Source organism: Streptomyces sp. NPDC059989 (genome assembly GCF_042736975.1).
GTDB lineage: Bacteria > Actinomycetota > Actinomycetes > Streptomycetales > Streptomycetaceae > Streptomyces.
Genome location: NZ_JBHWUO010000012.1, coordinates 167,338 through 189,499 on the forward strand (window position 1 = coordinate 167,338; position 22,162 = coordinate 189,499).

The window sequence follows — 22,162 nt, forward strand, 5'->3', positions numbered from 1 at the left end:
GGAGGAGTAGTCCGTCATGTCAATGTCCCGGATTCTCACCGCTCTGTCCGCTGCCGTCTGTCTGGCGGCCGGTCTCGCCGCCGCGCCCGCAGCCGCCGAGCCCCGTCCCAGGACGCTCGGCGAACTGGCCAAGAAGCACCACAAGTACTTCGGCTCCGCCACCGACAACCCCGAGTTCACCGACGCCGCCTATCTGAAGCTCCTCGGCAGCGAATTCGGCCAGACCACCCCCGGCAACGCCATGAAGTGGTACGCCACCGAGCCCGAGCGCGGCGTCTTCGACTTCACCGCCGCCGACGAGGTCGTCGGGTTCGCCAAGGCCCACCACCAGAAGGTCCGCGGCCACACCCTCATATGGCACAACCAGCTCCCCGTCTGGCTCACCGAGGGCACCTGGACCGCCGACGAGCTGCGCGCCATCCTCAAGAACCACATACAGACGGTGGTCCGGCACTTCAAGGGCCAGGTGATCCACTGGGACGTCGTCAACGAGGCCTTCAACGAAGACGGCACCTACCGCGAGACGCTCTTCTACAAGACGCTCGGCCCCGGCTACATCGCCGACGCCCTGCGCTGGGCCCACGAGGCCGACCGGCATGCCAAGCTGTACCTCAACGACTACAACGTCGACGGGATCGGCCCCAAGAGCGACGCCTACTACACCCTGATCAAGCAGTTGAAGGCCGGCGGCGTCCCGGTGGAGGGCTTCGGCATCCAAGGCCATCTGGCGCTCCAGTACGGCTTCCCCGCCGACATCCAGCAGAACATGCAGCGCTTCGCCGACCTCGGGGTCGACGTCGCGATCACCGAGCTCGACATCCGGATGGCCCTCCCCGCGACCCCGGAGAAGCTCGCCACGCAGGCCACCTGGTACGCCGACTACGTCAAGGCCTGCCTGGCGGTCAAGAAATGCGTCGGCGTCACCATCTGGGACTACACGGACAAGTACTCGTGGATCCCCTCCGTCTTCCCCGGCGAGGGCGCAGCGCTGCCCTACGACGAGAACCTGCTGCCGAAGCCCGCCTATCACTCGATCAAGGAGGTGCTGGGCGGATGATAAGAACGGCGATCGTCGGAACGGGCGGGATCGCGGGCATCTGCCACGTTCCCGCGCTGCGGACGCAGGCGCACCGTGCCCAGATCGTGGCAGCCGTCGATGTGGACGCCGCGCGCGCCGAGGCGTTCGCGGCCGAACACGGCATCCCCGCGGTCTACACCGACCTGCACACGATGCTCGAGGAGCAGGGGCCGGACCTCGTGCACCTGTGCACGCCTCCGTTCCTGCACGCCGACCAGGCCGTGGCCTGCCTGGAGTCACAGGCGTGGGTGTGGTGTGAGAAGCCGGTGGCGCTGTCGCTGGCCGAGCTCGACCGGATCCGTGCCGCCGAGGGGCCCGGCGTCGCGGGCGCGGTGTTCCAGCACCGGTACGGATCGGGGGCCCGGTATCTGCGCGACCGGATCGCGGCCGGGACACTGGGCCGTCCGCTGGTCGCGCAGTGCGTCACGGCGTGGTACCGCGACGACGCGTACTACGACGTGCCCTGGCGAGGCACCTGGGAGAGCGAGGGCGGTGGCCCGACGCTGGGCCACGGCATCCACCAGATGGACCTGATGCTCGCGGTGCTCGGTGAATGGGCCGAGGTACGCGCGATGGCCGGCCGTCTCGAGCGCGACGTCCAGACCGAGGACGTGTCCGCGGCCCTGGTCCGGTTCGACAACGGAGCCATCGCGACGGTCGTCAACAGTGTCCTGTCCCCACGCGAGGAGAGCTACCTGCGCTTCGATCTCACCGATGCCACGGTCGAGTTGCGGCATCTGTACGGCTACTCCAACGCGGACTGGACGTTCACTACCAGGTCGTCCCGCGTGAAGTGGGAGCCGCCGGACGACCTGCCCAGCTCGCACACCGCCCAGCTCGCGGCCTTCCTGGACGGCTACGAGGCGGGGATCCGGCCCGACCTCGGCAGGCCCACCATGGAACTGGTCACCGCCTTGTACAAGGCCGCGATCACCGGCGTGCCGGTCCGGCGCGGAGAGATCGACGCGGCCGACCCGTTCTACGGTGCGCTCAACGGAGGGCACCCGGGGGTGTTCCGATGACGTTCGAACTCCTCGAGAACGAGGACTCGCTGATCGTCCGGGCTCGCGACGTCGACCTCTTCCGGTACGTGCACCGGCCGGTGATGGCCCCCTTCGAGGCGCCGAAGCCCTACCTGCATCCGGTGCGCACGCTCGCCGGCGACGTGGTCACCGGATACCGGCCGCACGACCACCGCTGGCACAAGGGCGTTCAGATCACGGCGTCGTGGGTGTCGGGGCAGAACTTCTGGGGCGGCGGCACCTACCTGCGCGGCCAGGGCTACGTGGACCTGCCGAACCTCGGCACGATGCGCAGCCTCACCCTGTCCGCCGAAACGGGCCACGGCCACGCCGTGATCATCGAGAACCTGGCTTGGTACACGATGGCGGGGGAGCACTGGATCGACGAGCGCCGCACGCTGACCGCACACGACGTCGAGGCCGACTCCTGGACGCTGGACGTCACCACCGCGTTGACCAACGTCCTCGACACCGATTTGATGTTCGGCAGCCCCAGCACACAGGGCAGAGAGCTCGCCGGATACTCCGGCCTGTTCTGGCGCGGCCCGCGCGACTTCACCGGCGGCGACGTGATCGGCCCCGCGATGGGCGAGCAGGGCGACTGGCTGGCCTTCATCGGCACGCACGACGAGGTCGACCGCTCCTCCACGCTCCTGTTCATGGACGATCCGGACGCCCCCTGCCACTGGTTCGTCCGCAGTGTGCCCATCCCAGCCGTCAACCCGTCTCTGGCGTTCGACAAGGAACTGCCGCTGGCCCCGGGCGACACCCTGTCGCGCCGCTACCGGATCGTCGTGGCCAACGGCGCATGGACCTCCAGGCGCCTGTCCCGCCATACCGCGGAACACTCGTGGTGACCCCGCTCCCCGGCGGCGTGGGGATCTCCGGGTTGACCGTGTACGACTGGGAGGCCGCCGACGGGCTGTGCGGCGGCACGCCCCACATGCACCTCGTCTGCTCCGAGGCGTACGTCGTCATCGGCGGCGCGGGCAGCGTCCAGACTCTCACCACCTCCGGCTTCGCCGATACCCCGCTGCACCCCGGCGATGTCGTCTGGTTCACCCCCGGCACGATCCACCGCCTCGTCAACGACGGCGGCCTGCGCCTCGTGGTGCTCATGCAGAACAGCGGACTCCCCGAGGCAGGCGACGCCGTCTTCACCTTCCCTGCTCCTGTGCTGGCCGATCCCCACGCCTACCAGACGGCGGCCGCCCTGGCCGGCGACCATTCCGCGGCAGCGCGCCGCCGCCGTGACCTGGCACTCGAGGGTTTCCTGGCCTTGCGCAAGGGCGGGCTGCAGGAGTTCCACATCGCGGCCCACCGCCTGAAGAGTGAGCTCCTGGACGCCTGGTGGATCCGCTGGCGTGACGGCCCCTTGGCCGCAGCCCTCACGACCAGCCGTCAGCTGGAACGGCTGAAGGCCGGAGACCTCTCTCACCTCGACCACGGCGAAGTGTCACGACTGGAGCGCCCGGAGCACCAAAGCTTCGGCATGTGCGGCCGCCTTCACACCTATCCCGTCCCTGACCCCCCAAAGGAGCTCTTCTGATGTGGTTTCGCCATCCGTCCGCGGTCCACCTGAGACGACGCCTGCTCGCCGTCCTCGCGCCATTGCTGCTCCTGGCCACTTTCCTCAGTGTGCAGCCCGCCGGGGCCGCGACGACCGTCGACCCCAACGCCTCGTACGTGCTGGTCAACCGCAACAGCGGCAAGGCCCTGGACGTCTACAACCTGGCGACCAACGACGGTGCCCGCATCACCCAGTGGACCAGGAACGATCAGAACCAGCAGCAGTGGCAGTTCGTCGACTCCGGCGGCGGCTACTACCGCATCAAGTCCCGCCACTCCGGCAAGGTGCTGGACGTCCAGAACGGGTCCACCGCGAACGGCACCTCGATCGTCCAGTGGGCCGACGTGAACGGGAGCAACCAGCAGTGGCGGCTGGCCGACAGCTCGGACGGCTACGTGAGGTTCATCGCGCGCCACAGCAACAAGGCCCTGGAAGTACAAGGCGGCTCCACCGCCGACAACGCGAACATCGTCCAGTACGACGACTGGGGCGGCACCAACCAGCAGTGGCAGCTCGTCAAGGTCGGCGGCGGCAACCCTCCCGGCTCATGCAGTCTCCCCTCGACCTACCGCTGGACATCGACGGGCGCGCTGGCGCAGCCCAAGGCCGGGTGGGCCTCGCTCAAGGACTTCACCGTCGTCCCCTTCAACGGCAAGCATCTCGTCTATGCGACGACGCACGGCGCCGCGGGAACGGGAGCGGGCTGGGGTTCGATGAACTTCGGCCTGTTCAGCAACTGGCCGGAGATGGCCTCGGCCAGCCAGAACACGATGTCGAACTCCGTTGTCGCGCCCACGCTCTTCTACTTCGCGCCGAAGAACATCTGGGTGCTCGCCTACCAGTGGGGAGGCGGAAGCGCCTTCTCCTACCGGACGTCGAGCGACCCCTCCAACCCCAATGGCTGGTCCGCACAGCAGGTGCTCTTCTCCGGAAGCATCACCGGCTCCGGAACAGGACCCATCGACCAGACGCTCATCGCTGACGGCACGAACATGTACCTGTTCTTCGCCGGTGACAACGGCAAGATCTACCGGGCCAGCATGCCGATCGGGAACTTCCCGGGCAGTTTCGGCTCGGCGTACACAACGGTCATGAGCGATACGACGAACAACCTGTTCGAAGCCCCGCAGGTCTACAAGCTCCAGGGCCAGGACCGCTACCTCATGATCGTCGAGGCGATCGGCTCGCAGGGCCGCTACTTCCGCTCGTTCACGGCCACCAGTCTGGACGGCTCATGGACACCCCAGGCCGCGACCGAGAGCAACCCCTTCGCCGGCAAGGCCAACAGTGGTGCCACCTGGACCAACGACATCAGCCATGGCGAACTGATCCGCACCAGCGCCGATCAGACCTTGACCGTCGATCCCTGCAACCTGCAGTTCCTCTACCAGGGACGCGACCCCAACTCCGGCGGCGACTACGGCCAATGGCCCTACCGGCCAGGTCTGCTGACACGGCAGCGCTAACGACGTGACACGGGTCCGGCTCCGGAGTGGAGCCGGCGTGGCGGGCTCGGCGGAAGGCCGAGCCCGCCCGGGTGCACGGGGTCAAGGGCCCGTCACCGTGCGCCCGGACGGGGATGGCAGTACGGCGCTGAGTCACCGTGCCGGCCCCAGGAACTGGGTGGCCGCCAGGCGTGCGTACAGGCTGTCCTGGTCGAGCAGTTCCGTATGGGTGCCCACCGCGCGTACGCGTCCTGCGTCCATCACCACGATCCGGTCGGCGTGGGTCACCGTTGAGAGGCGGTGTGCCACGACGAGGACGGTGGTCGTCCGGGCGGCCTGCGTGATGACGTCGCGTACCGCCAGTTCGTTGACGGCGTCGAGCTGCGAGGTCGCCTCGTCCAGGAGCAGCAGCCGGGGTTTGCGCAGCAGGGCTCGGGCGATCGCGATGCGCTGCCGTTCGCCGCCCGACAGCTTGGTGCCGCGGTGTCCGACCGGGGTTTCCAGTCCCTGCGGCAGGCGGTTCACCAGCATGTCCAGCTTCGCCCGGACCAGGACGTCGTGGATGTCCTGGTCGGTCGCGTCGGGCGCTGCGAAGATCAGGTTCTCCCGCAGCGTCCCGGCCAGGACCGGCGTGTCTTGCTCCACGTATCCGATGGCACCCCGCAGCTCCGGCAGCGACCAGTCCCGGACGTCCTTGCCGTCGATCAGAACCCGGCCTCCGGTTGTCTCGTAGAACCGCTCGATCAGCGCGAAGATCGTCGACTTGCCCGCCCCCGAGGGGCCGACGAAGGCCGTCATCCCGCCGCTCCGCACCTCGAAATCGACCTGGTGGTGGTCGGGCGGAAGGTCATCGCGGTAGCGGAAGCTCACGTCCTCGAAGCGGACCGACGCCGGGCCGTCGACCGCCGCCGATGTCCCGGGCCACTCGGTGCGCTCCTGTTCCAGGGGCTCCGTTTCAAGCCGTTCCACTTCGGCGATGCGGGCGATGGCCGCTGATCCCTCCTGGTACTTGGAGGCCGCCTCGACCAGCCTGTCCACCGGCTCGATGACACAGAAGAGGTAGAGCAGGAAGGCGATCAGAGTCGACACGGGGATCGCCCCGTAGGCCACGCGTGCCCCGCCGACCCCGAGCACCGCGAGGAACGACAGCTGCATGGCCAGACCGACCGACCCCTCCGCCACCGCCTCCCACTTCGCACTCGTCACGCCGTGCCGCCACGACCGCTGCAGTGCCGCGTCGGCGATCGCGTTCTCGCGCTGTTCGGCACCTGACGCCTTGACCGTCCGCAGCGCACCGAAGATCCGCTCAAGGACGGAGGAGACCTCCCCGACCGCCTCCTGCGCACGCTCGGTGGCCCGCGCGATCCTGGGCATCACCAGGGCGACGGCCCCGCCGATCAGCACCCCCACAGCCAGGGTGACGCCGAGCAGTACGGCGTCCAGGAGGGCCATCATGACGATGGCCGCGGCCAGGGTCACGGCACCCGTGGCACCGTTGACGATCGCCTGGGTAGTGACGGCACGCAGGAGCGTCGTGTCGGAGGTGACCCGGGACATCAGGTCGCCCGGCTGGTTCCGCTCGAATTCCGTGAGGCGCAGCCGCAGCAGTCGACCGACAAGGGTGCGGCGGGCGGCCAGCACGACCGACTCCGCGGTCCGCTCCAGCACGTACGCGCCGAGCGCCTGGACCACCGCGCCCAGTAGTACGAGTGCGGTGAGGGCCAGGAGGATCCTGCTGATCGTCTCACCGGAGCCCAGCCGGTCGACGAGGACCTTCGTGGCCAGGGGCTGCAGCAACCCGCTCCCGGCCCCGATCAGGGTGAGCAGGGCGGCGAGCGCGACGGCCTTGCGGTGCGGTCGGAAGTGGGCGTACAGCGCCTGGAACGTCTTCGGGGCGGTCAGGCGTGCGGTGTCGGCGGCCGACGGGTCGGTCGCGGTCATGGTGGGTCCCTTTTTGTCGTCTGGTCGTCCGGGGCTTCCGGTCGTCCGGTCACTGCGGTCGTGGATCGGAGCACCAGGTCGTGCCGCGCGTCATCGGGGCCGCAGGACCGCCAGGATTCCGGCCACAGCGAGCAAAGCGAGGAGGCCGGCTTCCCGGCCGCCCCTGAGGTGTCCGTGCGACAAGCACCTGCCCGTCGCGCACCTCTTGCAGGGCGGCGTGCCGGGGGCGTCCGGGGCTGGTGCGCGGCCATCCCGGTCCACTCGCTTGTCGTTCATGCGTCCAGGCTCGTCGAGGGGCAAGCCCACGGGTACCCGGCAGTCATCCGGACCCATCCCCCAAGTGGCTGGCGCACACCCCCCAGGGTGTGCCCACTTGAGAGGAAGGGCGTTGAGCCGCGGGCCGGGGTGGGGCATGAGGGGCGCCACCCCTGACCTCATGGGATGTACTCGGCGGGTTTGGTGGCGGCGTTGAGCAGATACTCCAGCGGTCCGCGGCGGAAGAAGCGGGACCAGAGCGCGGCGAACACGATCGCCCCGAGGATGAACGTCAGCACGGGCCCCCAGGACACCTGGCTGCTTTCGCCGGTCGGTATGCCCACTACGGACTGCACGATGAAGTGGCCGACGTACGCCGTCAGGGACATGGCGCCCACGGCGATGACCGGTTTCGCCAGGCGGTGCAGGAGCGGGAGACGGTCCATGAGCACTGTCGCGCCCACGATCACGAGGATCGCGACGCCCACGCTGCCGATGATGTCGAACGTGGTGCCGCTGTGCGGCCCGGCGGACAACAGATCCGAGGCCGACCCCTGGGCGTCGAAGGATCCGCTGCCGGAGGACGCCGCCTCGGAGCCGCCGGACGACTTGCCGCCCTCCGCCATGCTCCGCAGCGCGTCCTTGCCCGCGAGCAGCAGAGACATGCCGTACGCGGCCACGGTGAGGGCGGCACCGAGCGCGGCCAGGCGCCGCTGGACGGTGGTGGCGGACAGGTCGAGGCGGGCCAGCGCCATCCCGGCGACCACGAACGGCATCCACGTGATCGTCGGGTAGAAGCCGGTGAGCAGCAGATCGAGCACTCCCACGTCGCTGAGCTTCTCGAGCGGGTCGTAGGCGTTGACGCTCTGCTGGACGGACTCGCTCAGCAGGGACTTCAGGACGAACGCCAGCTGCGGGGTGACCAGTGCGAGCCCGGCCGCGATCATCGCCAGCGTCCTGGCGGACAGTCGCACCAGGGGCAGGGCGAGGAGGAAGTACACACCGTAGAAGGCGAGGATGACCACGTCCCCGTACTCCATCGACAGGGCGGTGCCCAGCGCCAGCAGGACCACGGCGCGGATCGCGATCCGCGCTTTCGCCTGCCGGCCGGCCAGACCGGTTTTCGGCTCCCGACGGCCGGCGATCAGTATCAGCGAGAACCCGGCGAGGGTGGCGAACAGGACCGATGAGTGACCGTCGGCCAGGTACCGGACCCAGCTGGCGACGCCGTCCGTGGCCGACAGCGGGGGGCCGATGTGGACGACGTACATGCCGAACACCGCCAAAGCGCGGGCCAGGTCCACCCCGACGAGGCGTTCCAGCGAGGGACTGCCCGGGGCCGGCACGGCGGGCTCGGGCGAGGTTCGAGGCTCAGGAGGCGACGTCTCCTGGGGCGGCTGTATCTGTGTCATAGGGAGAATCTCGCGGTGATGCCAGGAGTCGGGCCATCCGGCAGGCTTCGGTAACGGCACCGCCGGTCGGCGGTGACCACCCCGCCGACCGGCGGGGCCGTGCCTCGACCGGTCCGGCAGGATCGGACGGTCGGCGGGGTGATGCGCAAGGCGTGCGCATCACCCCGCCTGCCCTCAGCCCTCCAGCCCGTCTATCGCACGGTCACAGGTACCGGTCGATGGCGGGCAGGAGCGCCTGGAAGGTTTCCCCGGCGGCGGGTTCGCCGATGGCTGCCAGCTGCCAGCCCTCGGGCAGGCGGACGACCTTGGCCATGATCTGGGCGGTGTGGGAGCCCCCGCCGGACAGGGTGTAGCGGGCGAGTTCGCCGCCCGTGGTGTCGTCCACCAAACGGCAGTAGGCGTGTCCGACCTCGTCGAAGGTCGCCCCGGTGAAGGAGTTCACGGTGAAGACGATCTGATCGACCTCCGGGGGGACCCGTGTGAAGTCGACGGTGATGGCTTCGTCGTCCCCCGGGCCGTCGCCGCCGGTGCGGTTGTCGCCTGAGTGACTCACCGCACCGTAGGCGCTGTCCAGGTAATTGAAGTAGACGACCTCCAGCACCTCCCGGCCCGAGTACAGCAGTGCGGAGGCGTCGAGGTCGATCTCCTTGGGCCCGATCAGTTTTCCGAGGAACCTCTTGCGCTGGGCTGCCTGCCAGCCCAGGCCCATGCGTACCCGGATGAGGGGGGTCGCGTCGGACTTGGCCAGGCTGATCGTCTGGCCTTTAGCGAGGTTTACGGACATGAAGGCTCCCGGGATTGATGGGGGGCTGGGGCCGGGCGAGTGCGGCGGCCCGGTGGGGCCCGCCGCCCGCACGCGGAGGGGGGATTCTGCGTGAACGGCGCGGGCGGCGGGGGCTGGGTTGCTCCGGTGTCAGAGACTGACGCCGAAGTCCTGGGCGATGCCGGTCAGGCCGGAGGCGTAGCCCTGGCCGACGGCGCGGAACTTCCACTCCGCGCCGTTGCGGTACAGCTCGCCGAAGACCATGGCGGTCTCGGTGGCGGCGTCTTCGCTCAGGTCGTATCGGGCGAGCTCGGCCCCGCCGTTCTCGTTCACCACCCGGATGTATGCCTGCCGCACCTGGCCGAAGTTCTGCGAACGTGCGGTGGCATCGTGGATGGAGACCGGGAAGACGATCTTCACCACGTCGGCCGGAACGGCCGTGAGGTTCACCTTGACGACCTCGTCGTCTCCCTCGCCCTCACCGGTGAGGTTGTCGCCGGTGTGCTCGACCGAACCGTCCGGGCTCTTGAGGTTGTTGTAGAAGACGAAGTGCGAGTTGGAGGGTACTTTGCCGCTCTCGTCGCACAGCAACGCGCTCGCGTCGATGTCGAAATCGGCGCCGGCCGTGGTGCGCACGTCCCAGCCGAGGCCGATCAGCACCGCGGTCAGGCCCGGGGCCTCCTTGCTCAGCGATACGTTGCCGCCTTTGGACAGCGAAACACCCATGGGGCTCTCTCCTTGCTCTTGGTGGGATCCGGCCCGGCCCGACGGTGCGGGCCGGTGCCGGTGGGCACATCTGCGGGGGCGGGCGCCGCCAGGTGCGTCACCGCGCCCGGGGCTTCACGCGGCGGACGCGGAAGGGGTCCGCTCGGCGGTGTCCGACTCGCCGCCGTCGGTGGCGCGGCGGTCCTTGCGACGGGGGATGTTCGCGGTCGAGGACGAAGGCGCCGGGGCCGGACGGAGGGGATCAGGGGAGGGGCACACCGACCGCGACGCGGAGCTGGATGCGGGCGTAGTCGTGGATGTAGGACCGGGCGCTGTCGCTCGTCATCGCAAGGACGGCGACGAGGACGGCGATGGCCGCGGCGGCAGCACCGGCGAGCAGGGTGCGGGTGGTGATCGACATCGGGGGCTCCATGCTTCTGCGCTCGGCCGACGCGCCGGCCAGGTGTCGGGGATGGCGTCCGCCGGACGGTCCAGACCGCCCTGGTAGGGGCTGGTCGTCCGGGAATCTCTCCTCTTGCGGAACTCCAGACTCACGTGCCGCCCTGGGTGGGCGGTATCCCACAGGTGTCCGGTTCTCCCCGCCGACCGGCGGGTGCGCCACCCGTCACCTGGCGGGCCCGCGTCAGCAGGCCGGGGCCCAAGGACCGGGGGTCGGCCACGGTGTGATGGGTGGCGGAGGTCATGCCGCAGCGGACAGCGGTTTGTGGCGGGGCCACGCGATTCCGCGCTCCGGCGGGCGGGCACCGCCTCCGGCGTGGAAGTCCCGCTCGCGCTCCTCCAGCTCTTTCCGGAGCTGGATCAGCGCCCGGTGCAGGGTGCTCTTGACCGTGCCCGTCGCAAGACCGAGCAGTTGCGCGGTCTCCTCGGTGCTCAGCTCTACCCAGTGGCGCAGTACGACGATGCTGCGCTGCCGGGGGGTCAGTATGCCGAGGACGTCGAGGAGCAGGGCGCGGTCGGTGTACCGGTCCGTGTCGTCCTGGACGCTGGTGTCGGGATCGTGTGCGGTGAGCACTTCCTCGAACTTGCGGGCCCGCCACCACTCCGTCCGGGTATTGATCATCACCCGGCGCAGGTAGGCGTCCGCGAGATTCTTGTCGGCGATCTGGTCCCATCGGACGAAGGTCTGCGTGAGGGCGGTCTGGAGCAGGTCCTGGGCGTCCACGGGGTCAGGAACCAGGCGGCGGGCCGTGCGCAGCAGCGCGTCCTGCCTGAGCCGTACGTACTCCTCGAAGCGAAGAGCCTTGTTGCCGCTGAACACTTCCGCGTCCTCCTCGTTCCGGGGCCGGCGTGCGCCCGCACAAGTGGAGGGAGAGCGGCCGCCGGAGGCAGGGCGGCGTGGTCGTGCCCTGCCTTGCAAACCTCGTTCAAGGGCAGGTCGTGGGGGTATCCGCCGGGCGTCCGGAGCCCATCCTCCACCTGGCGGAGCGCGCCCCGCCATGTGGAGGTCAAAGGGGCCGGGCCCCCAGTCTCAGCCCCGGCGCGGGTTCATGACGCGGTCCGCTCCGGGGTCGTGGTCTCAGGGGCCGACGGAGCAGGGGGGCCGAGTGAGAAGGCGGGCGATGGTGGTAGAGCCGACGCCGTGGAGCAGAACGCTGCCGAGCACGGTGAGTGTCGTCGCGTACAGGACGGTGTCCGCGTAGGGCCCGTCGGGGAGGGTGTTGAAGGCGATCAGCCCGAACACGATCGAGGTGGTGCCGCGTGGTCCGAGGGCTCCCACCATGAGCCGTTCGCGCCAGGTGAAGTCCGAGCCGAGGAAGGCGAGCAGGATCGGAACGATGCGGACGACGGTGAGTGCGGCGGCGCAGAGCGCGACGGTGGGCCAGTGGACGCCCTCGCCCAGTGCGAGCACCACGGCGTTTCCGAAGAAGAACCACATGCACATGGGCATGATCGAGTTGGTGTCCTCGATCAGCCGGAAGTCCGAGGCGTCGGGGGCCTGGGCACCCCCTCGCCGGGTCGGGGCCTGTCGGACGTAACGGAAGGCGATGCCGCAGACGAACGAGGCCACGAAGCCGTTGCCGCCGGCCGCCACGGTCACGGTGTAGGCGAGCAGGGGTGCGAGGAGCACGAGGATCCGGCGTGATTGTTCGGTCATCCGGTGCATGCGGTCGGCCGAGTTCATCAACCACGCCAGCAGTGGCCCCAGCATGATGCCGACGATGAGTGCCTTCGCCGCGGACGGAACGGCCGTGCCCAGTGCCTGCATGGGGGTGTGGGCCTGTGCGGTGGCACCGGCCAGGATCAGAGCGAACAGGAAGATGGGCGACACGATCCCGTCGTTGTAACCGCTCTCCACGTTGAGGACGTTGCGCACCCGTGCGGCGATGCGCGTGTCGCGTACCAGGGTCTCGGCCGGGGCGAAGTCGGTCGGAACGATGACGCACGCGATCAGCAGGAGGAGCAGCGCAGGCAGCGCGGGCAGCAGCAGCGAGCCCAGCAGGACCATCGCGGCCAGACTCAGGGGCAGCGCCACCAGCAGTGCCCGGGCGGCCGCGCCGGGATCCTTGCCGAACAGTCGCCCGCCCGGCAGCTCGGTCGCATCGACGAATAGCAGGACCGCCAGGATGACCTCGGCCACGTGCTGGGCGACCTCGGAGTTCAAGGTGGCGGCGATCTCGTTCTGGGTGAACAGTCCGGTGATGATCCCCGCGAGGACCAGCACCAGAGGGGCCCTGATGTGCCGCAGCTCCAGCCATCCGGCCACGAGCGACCACCCGGCGGCCGCAGCAGTAATCACGATCACGGTGAAGAGCAATTGGATTCCTGATTCGGGGCACAGAACGTGACGAGTTATGGGGCGAAGAAGGAGCCGGCCGCCCGTGCATGTCGGCGCTCGCACGCACGCGGAACGTGCACCGACCGGCGGGATTACCCACTGCCGATGGACCGGACTTCCCCGTGCGCGGTGGGCTGCGCGGGTCAGTCCGCGCGGGACGGGATGCGCATCCGCACCCGGTAGCCGCCCTCGTTGGTCGGGCCGGACTCGAAGGTGCCGTGCAGGATGTCGGCGCGCTCCTTGAGGCCCAGCAGGCCCAGGTGTGCGCCGGGCAGGGGCAGGGAGGTGCGGGACGGCGCGCTGTTGGTGACCGTCACGCCGACGGCGTCGCCGTCGTGCCACAGCTCGACGGTCGCCATGGCTCCGGGGGCGTGTTTGCGGACGTTGGTCAGTGCTTCCTGCACCGTGCGGTACAGAGCGCGCTGGGCGGGCGTGCCCACAGAGGCTGGGAGATCGCCCGTGAGCTCCGCTTCGATGCCGCTGGACGCCACCAGTCTGCGCAGGTCGGCGAGGGTGGGCTGCGGGGTGAGTTCCGTCGTGGCTCCGCCGGAGGCGCGCAGCAGCGTGACCATGGTGCGCAGCTCGTCGAGCGTATCCACGCTCAGGGAGCGGATGGTGCGTGCCGCTTCCCTGCTGTCAGCGTCCTTGGCCGCCACTTGCATGGCTCCGGCCTGAATCGCGATCAGGCTGACCTGGTGGGAGACGACATCGTGCATCTCGCGGGCCAGCTGGGCGCGTTCCCGGGCCAGGACGGCCTGTGCGTGCAGCTCGCGTTCGTGCTCCCGCGCCTCCTCGATCTCCACCAGGCGCCGTGCCAAGTCCCTGCGTGCCTGGACCAGCTGGCCCAGCAGGACCGGAGCGATGGCCGTGGCCAGGTTGTACAGCAAGTAGATCAGCGTCCATGCCCGGCTGTTCTCTGGGTCAGACTGCATCGCCACCGCCATGGCGGCCGCGGACAAGAAGGCGCATACGGCGAGCAGACGACGGTCACGCGAGCGTTCGGCAAGGGTGTACAGGGCGGCGACCGGGGCGACCAGGATGTCCTGGACCAGGGTGGCCGGCAGGGTGAGCAGGAAGGCGGCCAGCGGGAACCGCCGGCGCACGGCCAGGGCGCCGCAGGCGATCGCGGCGAGTGCGAGGCCGAGCGGGGTGCCGTCCCAGAAACTGAGCCATGCGTCCAGCGCGGCGAGGGCGACCAGAGCGGCATCCCGCGCAGGTGGCGGTACCCGGTTCCACAGCCGTTTCCCCTCAGCCGCGGCGCTCACCGGCCTTCCCGACCGGCATCCAGCAGCCCGGCCCGCTGGGCGAGCAGCGCCGCCTGGACCCGGCCGGCCACCCGCAGTTTGGTGAGGATGGCACTGACGTGGTCCTTGACCGTGCCGGTGCCCAGGTGAAGACGGATTCCGATATCGGCGTTGGACAAACCTTCCGCCAGCAGCACGAGCACGTCCCGCTCCCGGTCGGACAGCCGCTCCACGCGGGCCGCCTCCTCGTCCACGGCCGCAAGCCCGGCAGCAGGATGCGTGCGCAGCAGGCTCCGGGAGGCCTTGGAGGACATCACCACTCCACCGGCGGCCAACGTCCTGACCAGCTGGGGAAGTTGATCCGGTTCGGTGTCCTTGAGGAGGAAACCGGCCGCGCCCGAGTGGAGGGCCGTGAGGACGTACTCGTCGGTGTCGAAGGTGGTGAGCATCGCCACAACAGGGGGAGCGGGCAGGGCGCGCAGCTGAGCCAGAACCGTGAGGCCGTCCACGTCCGGCATCCGGATATCGAGGAGGACGACATCCGGACCATGCTCCCGCACGGTGTCGAGGGCATCCCCGCCCGACGCCGTGGCGACGACCTCGATGTCGTCCGCCGCGCCCAGGATGAGGCCGAAACCGGATCGGACCAGCGCCTCGTCATCCACCACCACTACCCGAATCACGTGCGTCGCACCCCGTCGTCAATCGATCCCCGTCGTACCCGACCGACCCTAAGGTCCCTCGCCATCCCCGGCGAGGTCGCGAGCCCGGTTCCAGCCGGTCGGGGGGTCCGTTCCCGCCGGTCGGCGGAGGCGTCGGTACGTGTCCGATACGGCGCCGACCGGCAAATTTCCGGCCTGGGGCGGGAACGTGAGACATGGTCACCGCAACGGCCCGGCCCGGTTACCGTCTCGGTCCCGCGACGGCGTAGGCCGTGGTGCCGGCGACCGTGAGAACCAGGGCCGTCCAGGTGCCCGCTGCCGTGCTGGGTGGCAGCAGCATCCAGGTCGCCACCTGCATCGGCGCACTCGTCGGGGGCGGGGCGAAGAACGAGAACGCGAGCCAGGCGAACGGCAGCGTCCAGGCGTACTGGCCGCCCGAGAGCGCCGCGCCGAGGGCGACCAGTCCCATCAGGCCCGCGCTGTCCCGGACGACGAACGCGGTAGTGGCCATGGACTCGCCCGTGGTCTGCACGGTCAGCAGCACCGTGCCGACGACCGCGCCGAAGAACAGTACGTGTGCCGCTCTTCGCGGTACCCAGCGGATCGCGGCCGTCCGGTCCAGCGCGACGTCTTGCCCGCCGAGCCCGATCGAGGCCGCCGTCGCCCCCGCGACGATCACGAGCGCGGGTATCCGCGGATCACCGGGCCCCCCGCTGCCGTCCCGGGCAAGTGCCCACACCACCACCGTGCTGATCACCACCGCGGCGAGTGACGCGGGTACCTGACGCGAGCGCACGTACAGCGTCAGCCATCTCACCGGGACGCACCTCCGTCCAGCGCGTCGAACGCGTAGCCCTTGCAGGAGAACGCGGCGGCGCGCATCGAACCGGTGGTCACTTCGCCTCAACCCGTGCGGGGCAGGGGCAGTACGGCCGGTCAGGCTTGATCCACGGCACGCAGGGCTCGCGCCAGCCACTCCAGCTCCTCGGTCGCGTCGGGAGACGAATGCTGACCGCGCACGCGGGCGACGAGCCTGCGGTACCGCTCCGCCCCTGCCTCGATCCCGGCCTCCAGGCACAACAGCACGGCGGCCCGATCGGCGTCGCCGAACAGCTCGGACAGCACTTCGGCCGCTGCCGGTCCCTCAGGGGCGATGCCGCGTTCTCTGGCCTCCGCGACGGTCTGCACGACCTGCCTGGCCCACCAGATTGACGCCCCGGGGGCACGACTCCGCCCGGGGACCGGGGTGCTCAGCTCCAGCATGGTGCGCATCCGGGTGCGGAAGCCGGGGTCGCGCACCAGCTCGGCCAGTTCGATCCAGGCGTCGACCTGCTCGGGTGTGGGGTCATCGGGCAGTTCGATGCTGAAGGCGCGCATGCGGTCACGCAGGCGCGGATCGACGTCGAGACAGCCGAACACCTCCTCCTTGAACTGGTCGATGATCTGTTTGCGTTCGGCGGCGGAAAGCCGTGCCAGCCGGTTCATCAGTGCTGTCTCCTCAGCGGTCGAACCACGTTTCGAAACGGTGGACAGGACGGCCCGGCTCACCTTGAGGGAGCGAATCTGCGCGTCGAGCGCGGCCACGTGCGCCTCGGCGACCTTGGCGACCGTGGTGCGGCCGCTCAGGACGCGGCACACGTCGTCGAGCCCGAGGCCCAGCTCCCGCAAGGTGCGTACCAGCTCGACGCGAGCCACGGACCCGGCGTCGTACAGCCGGTAGCCGCTCGCGGAGCGGGCCGCGGGCGGCACCGCTCCCTGGTCCGACCAGAAGCGCAGGGTGCGCACCGGAAGGCCGGTGCGGTGTGCGAGCCGGCCGATGGTGAGCATGTTGGGGCATTCGTCTTCCATGGGCCAGATCCTGGACCTTCCAGCCGCTGGAGACTCAAGCGCCCCGGGCGCGCGAGCCGGTGGATCTCGACGTCGAGGGGCTTCCGCCGCTTTCGTGGTGCTTCGGCCCGTACGCACGATGAAAGTGCACAGAAGAGAGGAACCCCAGCCGACGCACGGCTGGGGTTCCTCGAGGCGGTGAGGATCGGTCAGCAGGTGGAGTTGCCCGTGCCGTAAACCGCTCGTCTCCGCGCAGGCAGGCCGCTCCGCATCACGATCACGTGGATCGGGCAGGTCAGCGCTGCAGGGTGAGGACAGCTGGCCGGTACGGCAGTTGGTCGTAGGGGCCGTCGGCGGTGGGGGACTTGCCCTGGTAGAGGAACTGCAGGTTGCAGGGGTCGACGGTCATGGTCTGGTCGGGGTTCTCGCGGACCAGGTCACCGTGGCTGATGTCGTTGGTCCAGGTGGCACCGCTGTTGGCCTTGCCCGCGAAGGGGTCGCTTTCGCCGGCGGCCTGCGGGGTCCACGCACCGCTCAGGCTGGAGGCCGTGAACGAGCGGAAGTAGCGCCCGTTCGCGCCCCTCGCCTCAACGATCATGAGGTACTGGTTCTGGCCCTTGACCTTGTAGACCTGCGGCGCCTCGAACAGGTTGTCCGGCGTGTCGCTCATGACCGTCGTGTACGAGGAGCCGAAGTTGCCCGGGAAGTCTCCGATCGGCATGCTCGCCCGGTAGATCTTGCCGTTGTCACCGGCGAAGAACAGATACATGTTCTGGTCGTCAGCGATCAGGGTCTGGTCGATCGGGCCGGTGGGGGAGTCGGTGCGGGGGATGCTTCCGGTGAACAGCGCCTGCGGCGCGGACCAGCCGTTGGGGTTGGCGGGGTCGCTCGACGTGCGGTAGATGAAGGGCCATGCGCCCCACTGGTACGCCAGCACCCAGATCTTCTTGGGCGCGAAGTAGAACAGGGTGGGCGCCACCGCAGCCTGGCTCATGCCGGACTGGCCGGCCGACGCCATGTCCGACCAGTTCGTGAAGGGACCGAACATCATGGAGCCGTACGAAGATCCCGAGAAGTTCGACCCGTAGACCAGGTGCTTGCCGTTGTACGTCACGTTGGTGAAGTCCTTCAGCGAGGCCCACCCGTTCGCCGGCTGCGCCAGCGCACCCGTCGAAGTCCACCGGTACGTCGACGGAAGAGCACACGTGCCGCCCGTCGGCGCAGGCGTTGTCGGGGCCGGTGTCCCGGACAGGCCGGTCCACTTCTGGTTGCCGCCGGACCAGCAGGAGTGCAGCTGGATCTTGGTGCGGTTGGCGGTGGCCGCGCCGACGGCGTCGAGGCACAGCCCGGACTGGACGCCGGCGATCGTGCCGTTGGTGTTGATGTTCCACTGCTGGCCGGCGCCGCCGTTGCAGTCCTCGATGACCACCGCGGTGCCGTTGCTGGTGCCCTTGGCCCTGGCGTCCAGGCACTTGTTGCCGTAGATCATCAGCTGCTTGCCGGAGGTGTAGGTCCAGCGCTGGTTGGTTCGTCCGTGGCAGTCCCACAGCTGCGCCTGGGTTCCGTTGACGGTGGTGGAACCGTTGATGTCGATACAGCGACCGGACGCGACGCCCTTGATCGCCCCGGTACTGGTCCCGCCGGTGGTAGCGGAGGCGGCCTTGAGGGCGTTCACGACGGCGGTGTGGGCGGCCTTGGGGTTGCCGTTGTTGTCGAACAGCAGGGGGCTTTCGCCGCTGCGCCAGGAATCGCTGTCACGGATGCCCCATACCGTGATGCCGGTGCACCGGGCCACGGACAGGCAGGCCCTGACCGTGTTGGCGTAATGGGTGGGCGACGCCTGGGCGATGTCCAGCTCGGTGATCTGGACGTCAACACCCAGGGCGGCGAAGTTGGACAAGGTGGTCTGGAAGCTGGACGGAGGGCCGCCGGTGCCGAAGTGGCTCTGGAACCCGACGCAGTCGATCGGCACGCCGCGGGACTTGAAGTCCTTGACCATGCTGTAGACGCCCTGGGTCTTGGGGTCCGACCAGTTCTCGATGTTGTAGTCGTTGTAGCAGAGCTTGGCCGAGGAGTCGGCCGCCCGGGCGGTGCGGAACGCTTCCTCGATGAAGCCGTTGCCCAGCACGTTCTGGAACACCGAGCTGCGGTGCTGGGTGGAGCCGTCGGCGAACGCCTCGTTGACCACGTCCCAGGCGTAGACCTTGCCTTTGTAGTGGGTCATCAAGGTGGTGATGTGGTTGTTCATCACGCTGCGCAGCGTGTTCGCGTCGCCGATGGAGCTGACCCAGGACGGGAGCTGCGAGTGCCAGACCGCGGTGTGGCCGCGCAGGCGCTGGCCGTGTGCCGCGGCACGGTTGACGATCTGATCGGCGGGGCCGAAGGTGAATGTGCCGCGGGACGGTTCGATGGCGTCCCACTTCATCTCGTTCTCCGGGGTGATCATGTTGAACTCCCGGTCCGAGATCGCGGCGTACCGCTGGTCGCCGAGCCTGCCGGCGGCCACAGCTGTGCCGAAGTACCGGCCCGAGGGGGTCGCCTGCGTACCCAGGCTCGCCGCTCCGGCAGACTCGGGGAGAAGCGTCACGACACTGGCCAGCAGCGCCGCGGCCGACAGTCCTATCGTCAGTGTCCGGCGGCGCCGGCCGAGCCGGTGCAGGCCCTTCATGATTCTCCTCGGGGATCGCGGGTCGCCCTCGGCGCTGTGATCGTGTGCGCATCGGCCGGTACGGCATGGTCCGCCGCGGGGTGGGTGCGGTGCAGGACGTGGCGCCGTTCCTGCGTACCGGTCGCCCGGTGTTCGTGGGTGTGTCGGGTCATGGGAGGCGCTCTCTTCAGGAGATACATCGAAGGGGAAGTGGGGGAACCTGTAACGCCGGCACGCGTGGTGAACGGCGGGAAGGACACCCCACAAAGTGGAGGCCTTCGAATTCGTGGTCGCGTAACAAAAAAGTCGCGCCGCCCCGACGATTTCTCAGTGATGCATCTCGCAGGAAAAAAGCGTTATGCCAGGCCTCGCAGTCTGGTCGCCCTTGTGGAAAGGGCGCGCCACCCTGATCACCAGTGACGGTTCCAGGAGCGGCACGGGTGGGGGTTGCGACGATCAGACTTCAGGCAGGTCACGGCGAGGAAGCCGTCGACGAACGCGGCTCGAAGCGGGATCCGGCGCAGCAATCGGCTCACTGCCGGGCTGAGAACGGCGTGGTGCGAGGTCGCGGTGCAGGGTCACCGGCCGTCACTGCGCGACTCGGTCCAGAATGCTCAGGGAGCGGTTCTCAGCCGAGGCCCCTGCGCACGATGAAGGAAGCCTGGTCGGCGAAGGCCCGTGTGCCGTCAGAGCCGTCGAGCCAGATGCCACTGTCGCGGTGGCGGATGACCGATCCGGGATAGTTGTGCGCGTGCAGGGTCACCGACCCGGCGACCGACCCGGCGCGGGGACAGAAAGTGGCGTCTTCACGGAACAGTTGGCTGCCGTCGTCGGTGCTCAGCCGAAGCCGAAGTTCACGATGGCGCAGATAGCGGCCGTCGGCGGCGCGGAAGGTGACGCACCGTGCGTCGGCCAGCCCCCGGAGGACGGTGAACGTGACCCGCTGCCGTGTCTGCGGGCTGCTGGACGCGGAGACCCGGCCGAGCGTCGCGAAGTCGCCGGCATACGCCAGGTACAGGGCGGGTTCGTCCACGGACTCCAGTGTTTGTGCGCCCAGCGGCACAGTGCCTGCGTCGGCGGACGGATTCACCGGGGACGGTTCGGCCGACGTCGTGGTGCTCGACGGGATCGGTGTGGGGTTGCCGGCCGTGGGAGCGGCGATGACGGCGGGCGCCCGATGCGCCGGTTCGGGCCAGGTCGCGTAGGTGGCGGTCCCGGCGATGAGCACCGCGCCGGTGGCGAGGCCCACCAGCGGATGAGCGGTCACCGCATGGAGTTTGGCGATCAGCGAGCTGTGCAGACTGCCTCCACCCGTCGCCGTGCCGACGGCGACGGGTGCCGTGGCCAGCCCGGCGGCGCTCGCGGCCGTACCCGACAGCAGGCCCTTGGCGGCCAGCGCGGCGACGAGTCCGGCCGGGACGGCCAGAGGCGCGAGGCTGAGGAGCAGGAGTTCAGCAGGGACCCGTTTGGTCGTCGTCGCCATGCAGACCTGGCAGTCGCGGGTGTGCCGTGCGATTCGCTTCCGCCACACCGATGTACGGAGACCGTCCCAGCCGACGACGGTCTCACCCAACTGCGGACACCGCGGGTGGGCCTCCAGCGCGGCGACGATCGTCCGGCTCAGGTCCAGCTGCTCGCGCATGCGTTGCAGGCGCACTCCGACGTGGGCGACAGTGAGCCCCGTCGCGGCGGCGATGTCGTCACGGCTCAGCAATCCGGCGCATTCCTGCCACCACAGCGACAGCAGCACCCGATGGTCCGGGTCGAGCCACCGGCCGGCTTCGACGACCTGACGGCGCTCGTCCGACACATGCAGACGCAGGATCGTCATGTCCTCAAGTTCGGCGCCGGCGTCCGGTATCCGGAGTGCCTCGTCGATGGCCGTTGTCCGGCCGGCGAAGGCGCGTTGTCGGTGCCAGTGGGTATTGATCTGGCGGAGCGTGATCGACACCAGCCAGGACCGGAAGCTCTCCGGCGCACGCAGGGCAGGCAGGTCGCGCACCACGCGCAGCAGGGTTTCCTGGACGACGTCGTCGACGTCGGCCTGGCCGTTCAGCGCTCGCCGGACGATGTTGTAGAGCAACGGCAGGTACGCGGCGATCAGTTCCTCGCGCGCCCGATCGTCACCGGCCTGCGCCGCGACAACCAGCCCCGTGTGATCCGTATCCATGAGACCCATTCCCGCCTCCCTCAGGGGAGCGATCCGCCGCGCACGGCGCAACACCTTGACGTCGGCAAGGGTATGCGGGCAAAGCCTGTGCCCTGGGCCGGGGTTGACGTCCGTGTTCGAGCCGCAGCACCAGGCGTCAAACCCGGCCACTGATCAACGCCTACCCGCACCTCGAGGTGACCTGTAAAAGTTTCCCGGCTCAAGGCAACCCTTTGCGGGGCCTGTGACCACAAGGAGTCGGATCCGGCCGTCCGGCAGCCGTATCCACCTTTCCTCCGGTGGCATGCAAGGAGAACACCCCCCCATGAAGAACCCCACGAACGGCGGACGCCGCGGGCGTCACCGCCGTCGCTGGACCGCGACCGGTCTGCTGCTCGGTGCGCCCGCCGTCCTCGTGCCGTATCTCCTGTTCGTGCAGGAGGACTCGCAGGCCGCTACGGTCGACGGCGATGCCTACTACCGGCTGGTTTCCGTACGCAGCGGCAAGGCGCTGGACGTCAACGCCTTCTCCACCGCCGACGGCACCCGCATCCAGCAGTGGACCGACCAGAACACCGCCAACCAGCAGTGGAGGCTGAGGTCCACCGGGGATGGATACTACGAGTTGGTGAACCGCAACAGCGG

At 69.2% G+C, this 22,162-nt stretch carries 19 protein-coding genes; 6 read left to right on the plus strand and 13 right to left on the minus strand.

The window, feature by feature from the left end; all coding sequences use genetic code 11:
- Positions 1–16 precede the first annotated feature (16 nt).
- The 5 genes from ACFWBN_RS13665 to ACFWBN_RS13685 are packed head-to-tail and all read left to right on the plus strand — an operon-like array spanning position 17 to position 5,136.
- Positions 17–1,057 carry an endo-1,4-beta-xylanase gene (locus ACFWBN_RS13665; protein ID WP_385175557.1) on the plus strand — a complete coding sequence of 347 codons (1,041 nt, stop codon included), beginning with the start codon at positions 17–19 and terminating at the stop codon, positions 1,055–1,057.
- The gene (locus tag ACFWBN_RS13670) at positions 1,054–2,100 is read left to right on the plus strand and encodes a Gfo/Idh/MocA family protein (protein WP_385175560.1); all 1,047 of its coding nucleotides are present in this window, start codon (positions 1,054–1,056) and stop codon (positions 2,098–2,100) included. The genes ACFWBN_RS13665 and ACFWBN_RS13670 overlap by 4 nt, the downstream gene beginning before the upstream one ends.
- Entirely contained in the window at positions 2,097–2,957 is an 861-nt protein-coding gene (locus ACFWBN_RS13675; RefSeq protein WP_385175563.1) for a PmoA family protein, read from the plus strand. The genes ACFWBN_RS13670 and ACFWBN_RS13675 overlap by 4 nt, the downstream gene beginning before the upstream one ends.
- The gene (locus ACFWBN_RS13680) at positions 2,954–3,649 is read left to right on the plus strand and encodes a cupin domain-containing protein (protein WP_385175628.1); all 696 of its coding nucleotides are present in this window, start codon (positions 2,954–2,956) and stop codon (positions 3,647–3,649) included. Before ACFWBN_RS13675 ends, ACFWBN_RS13680 begins: the two co-directional genes overlap by 4 nt.
- A complete protein-coding gene (locus ACFWBN_RS13685; RefSeq protein WP_385175566.1) occupies positions 3,649–5,136 on the plus strand; it encodes a non-reducing end alpha-L-arabinofuranosidase family hydrolase in 1,488 nt (495 codons plus the stop codon). The genes ACFWBN_RS13680 and ACFWBN_RS13685 overlap by 1 nt, the downstream gene beginning before the upstream one ends.
- A gap of 132 nt (positions 5,137–5,268) precedes the next feature.
- Here the strand turns inward: ACFWBN_RS13685 and ACFWBN_RS13690 are convergent, their stop codons facing one another.
- The 13 genes from ACFWBN_RS13690 to ACFWBN_RS13750 form a co-directional block, all read right to left on the minus strand.
- A complete protein-coding gene (locus tag ACFWBN_RS13690; RefSeq protein ID WP_385175569.1) occupies positions 5,269–7,056 on the minus strand; it encodes an ABC transporter ATP-binding protein in 1,788 nt (595 codons plus the stop codon).
- Positions 7,057–7,490: 434 nt separating this feature from the next.
- Entirely contained in the window at positions 7,491–8,723 is a 1,233-nt protein-coding gene (locus ACFWBN_RS13695) for a DUF418 domain-containing protein (protein ID WP_385175572.1), read from the minus strand.
- Positions 8,724–8,925: 202 nt separating this feature from the next.
- On the minus strand, positions 8,926–9,507 hold the full coding sequence (locus ACFWBN_RS13700; protein ID WP_385175575.1) for a TerD family protein: 582 nt from the start codon (positions 9,505–9,507) through the stop codon (positions 8,926–8,928).
- A 129-nt stretch (positions 9,508–9,636) separates the two neighbouring features.
- Positions 9,637–10,212 (minus strand): TerD family protein, encoded by a 576-nt coding sequence (locus tag ACFWBN_RS13705; RefSeq protein WP_385175578.1) that lies wholly within the window; start codon positions 10,210–10,212, stop codon positions 9,637–9,639.
- Between the two features lie 241 nt (positions 10,213–10,453).
- Positions 10,454–10,612, minus strand: coding sequence for a hypothetical protein (locus tag ACFWBN_RS13710; RefSeq protein WP_385175581.1), 159 nt, complete (start codon positions 10,610–10,612; stop codon positions 10,454–10,456).
- A gap of 279 nt (positions 10,613–10,891) precedes the next feature.
- Positions 10,892–11,470 (minus strand): SigE family RNA polymerase sigma factor, encoded by a 579-nt coding sequence (locus ACFWBN_RS13715; protein WP_385175585.1) that lies wholly within the window; start codon positions 11,468–11,470, stop codon positions 10,892–10,894.
- Positions 11,471–11,728: 258 nt separating this feature from the next.
- Complete coding sequence (locus ACFWBN_RS13720) at positions 11,729–12,967, minus strand: cation:proton antiporter (RefSeq protein ID WP_385175588.1); 1,239 nt, start codon at positions 12,965–12,967, stop codon at positions 11,729–11,731.
- A gap of 164 nt (positions 12,968–13,131) precedes the next feature.
- Entirely contained in the window at positions 13,132–14,253 is a 1,122-nt protein-coding gene (locus tag ACFWBN_RS13725; RefSeq protein WP_385175591.1) for a sensor histidine kinase, read from the minus strand.
- Positions 14,250–14,915 carry a response regulator gene (locus ACFWBN_RS13730; protein ID WP_385175594.1) on the minus strand — a complete coding sequence of 222 codons (666 nt, stop codon included), beginning with the start codon at positions 14,913–14,915 and terminating at the stop codon, positions 14,250–14,252. Before ACFWBN_RS13730 ends, ACFWBN_RS13725 begins: the two co-directional genes overlap by 4 nt.
- A 220-nt stretch (positions 14,916–15,135) precedes the next feature.
- Positions 15,136–15,711, minus strand: coding sequence for a hypothetical protein (locus ACFWBN_RS13735; RefSeq protein ID WP_385175597.1), 576 nt, complete (start codon positions 15,709–15,711; stop codon positions 15,136–15,138).
- A 119-nt stretch (positions 15,712–15,830) separates the two neighbouring features.
- Positions 15,831–16,742, minus strand: a complete 912-nt coding sequence (locus ACFWBN_RS13740) for a MerR family transcriptional regulator (RefSeq protein WP_385175600.1) — start codon at positions 16,740–16,742, stop codon at positions 15,831–15,833.
- A 274-nt stretch (positions 16,743–17,016) separates the two neighbouring features.
- Complete coding sequence (locus ACFWBN_RS13745; RefSeq protein ID WP_385175603.1) at positions 17,017–19,389, minus strand: non-reducing end alpha-L-arabinofuranosidase family hydrolase; 2,373 nt, start codon at positions 19,387–19,389, stop codon at positions 17,017–17,019.
- 607 nt (positions 19,390–19,996) lie between these two features.
- A complete protein-coding gene (locus ACFWBN_RS13750; RefSeq protein ID WP_385175606.1) occupies positions 19,997–21,547 on the minus strand; it encodes a sigma-70 family RNA polymerase sigma factor in 1,551 nt (516 codons plus the stop codon).
- A 295-nt stretch (positions 21,548–21,842) separates the two neighbouring features.
- On the opposite strand from ACFWBN_RS13750, the gene ACFWBN_RS13755 reads away from it, so the two are divergent.
- Positions 21,843–22,162: RICIN domain-containing protein (locus ACFWBN_RS13755; RefSeq protein ID WP_385175609.1), on the plus strand; the 320-nt coding region annotated here is incomplete at its 3' end.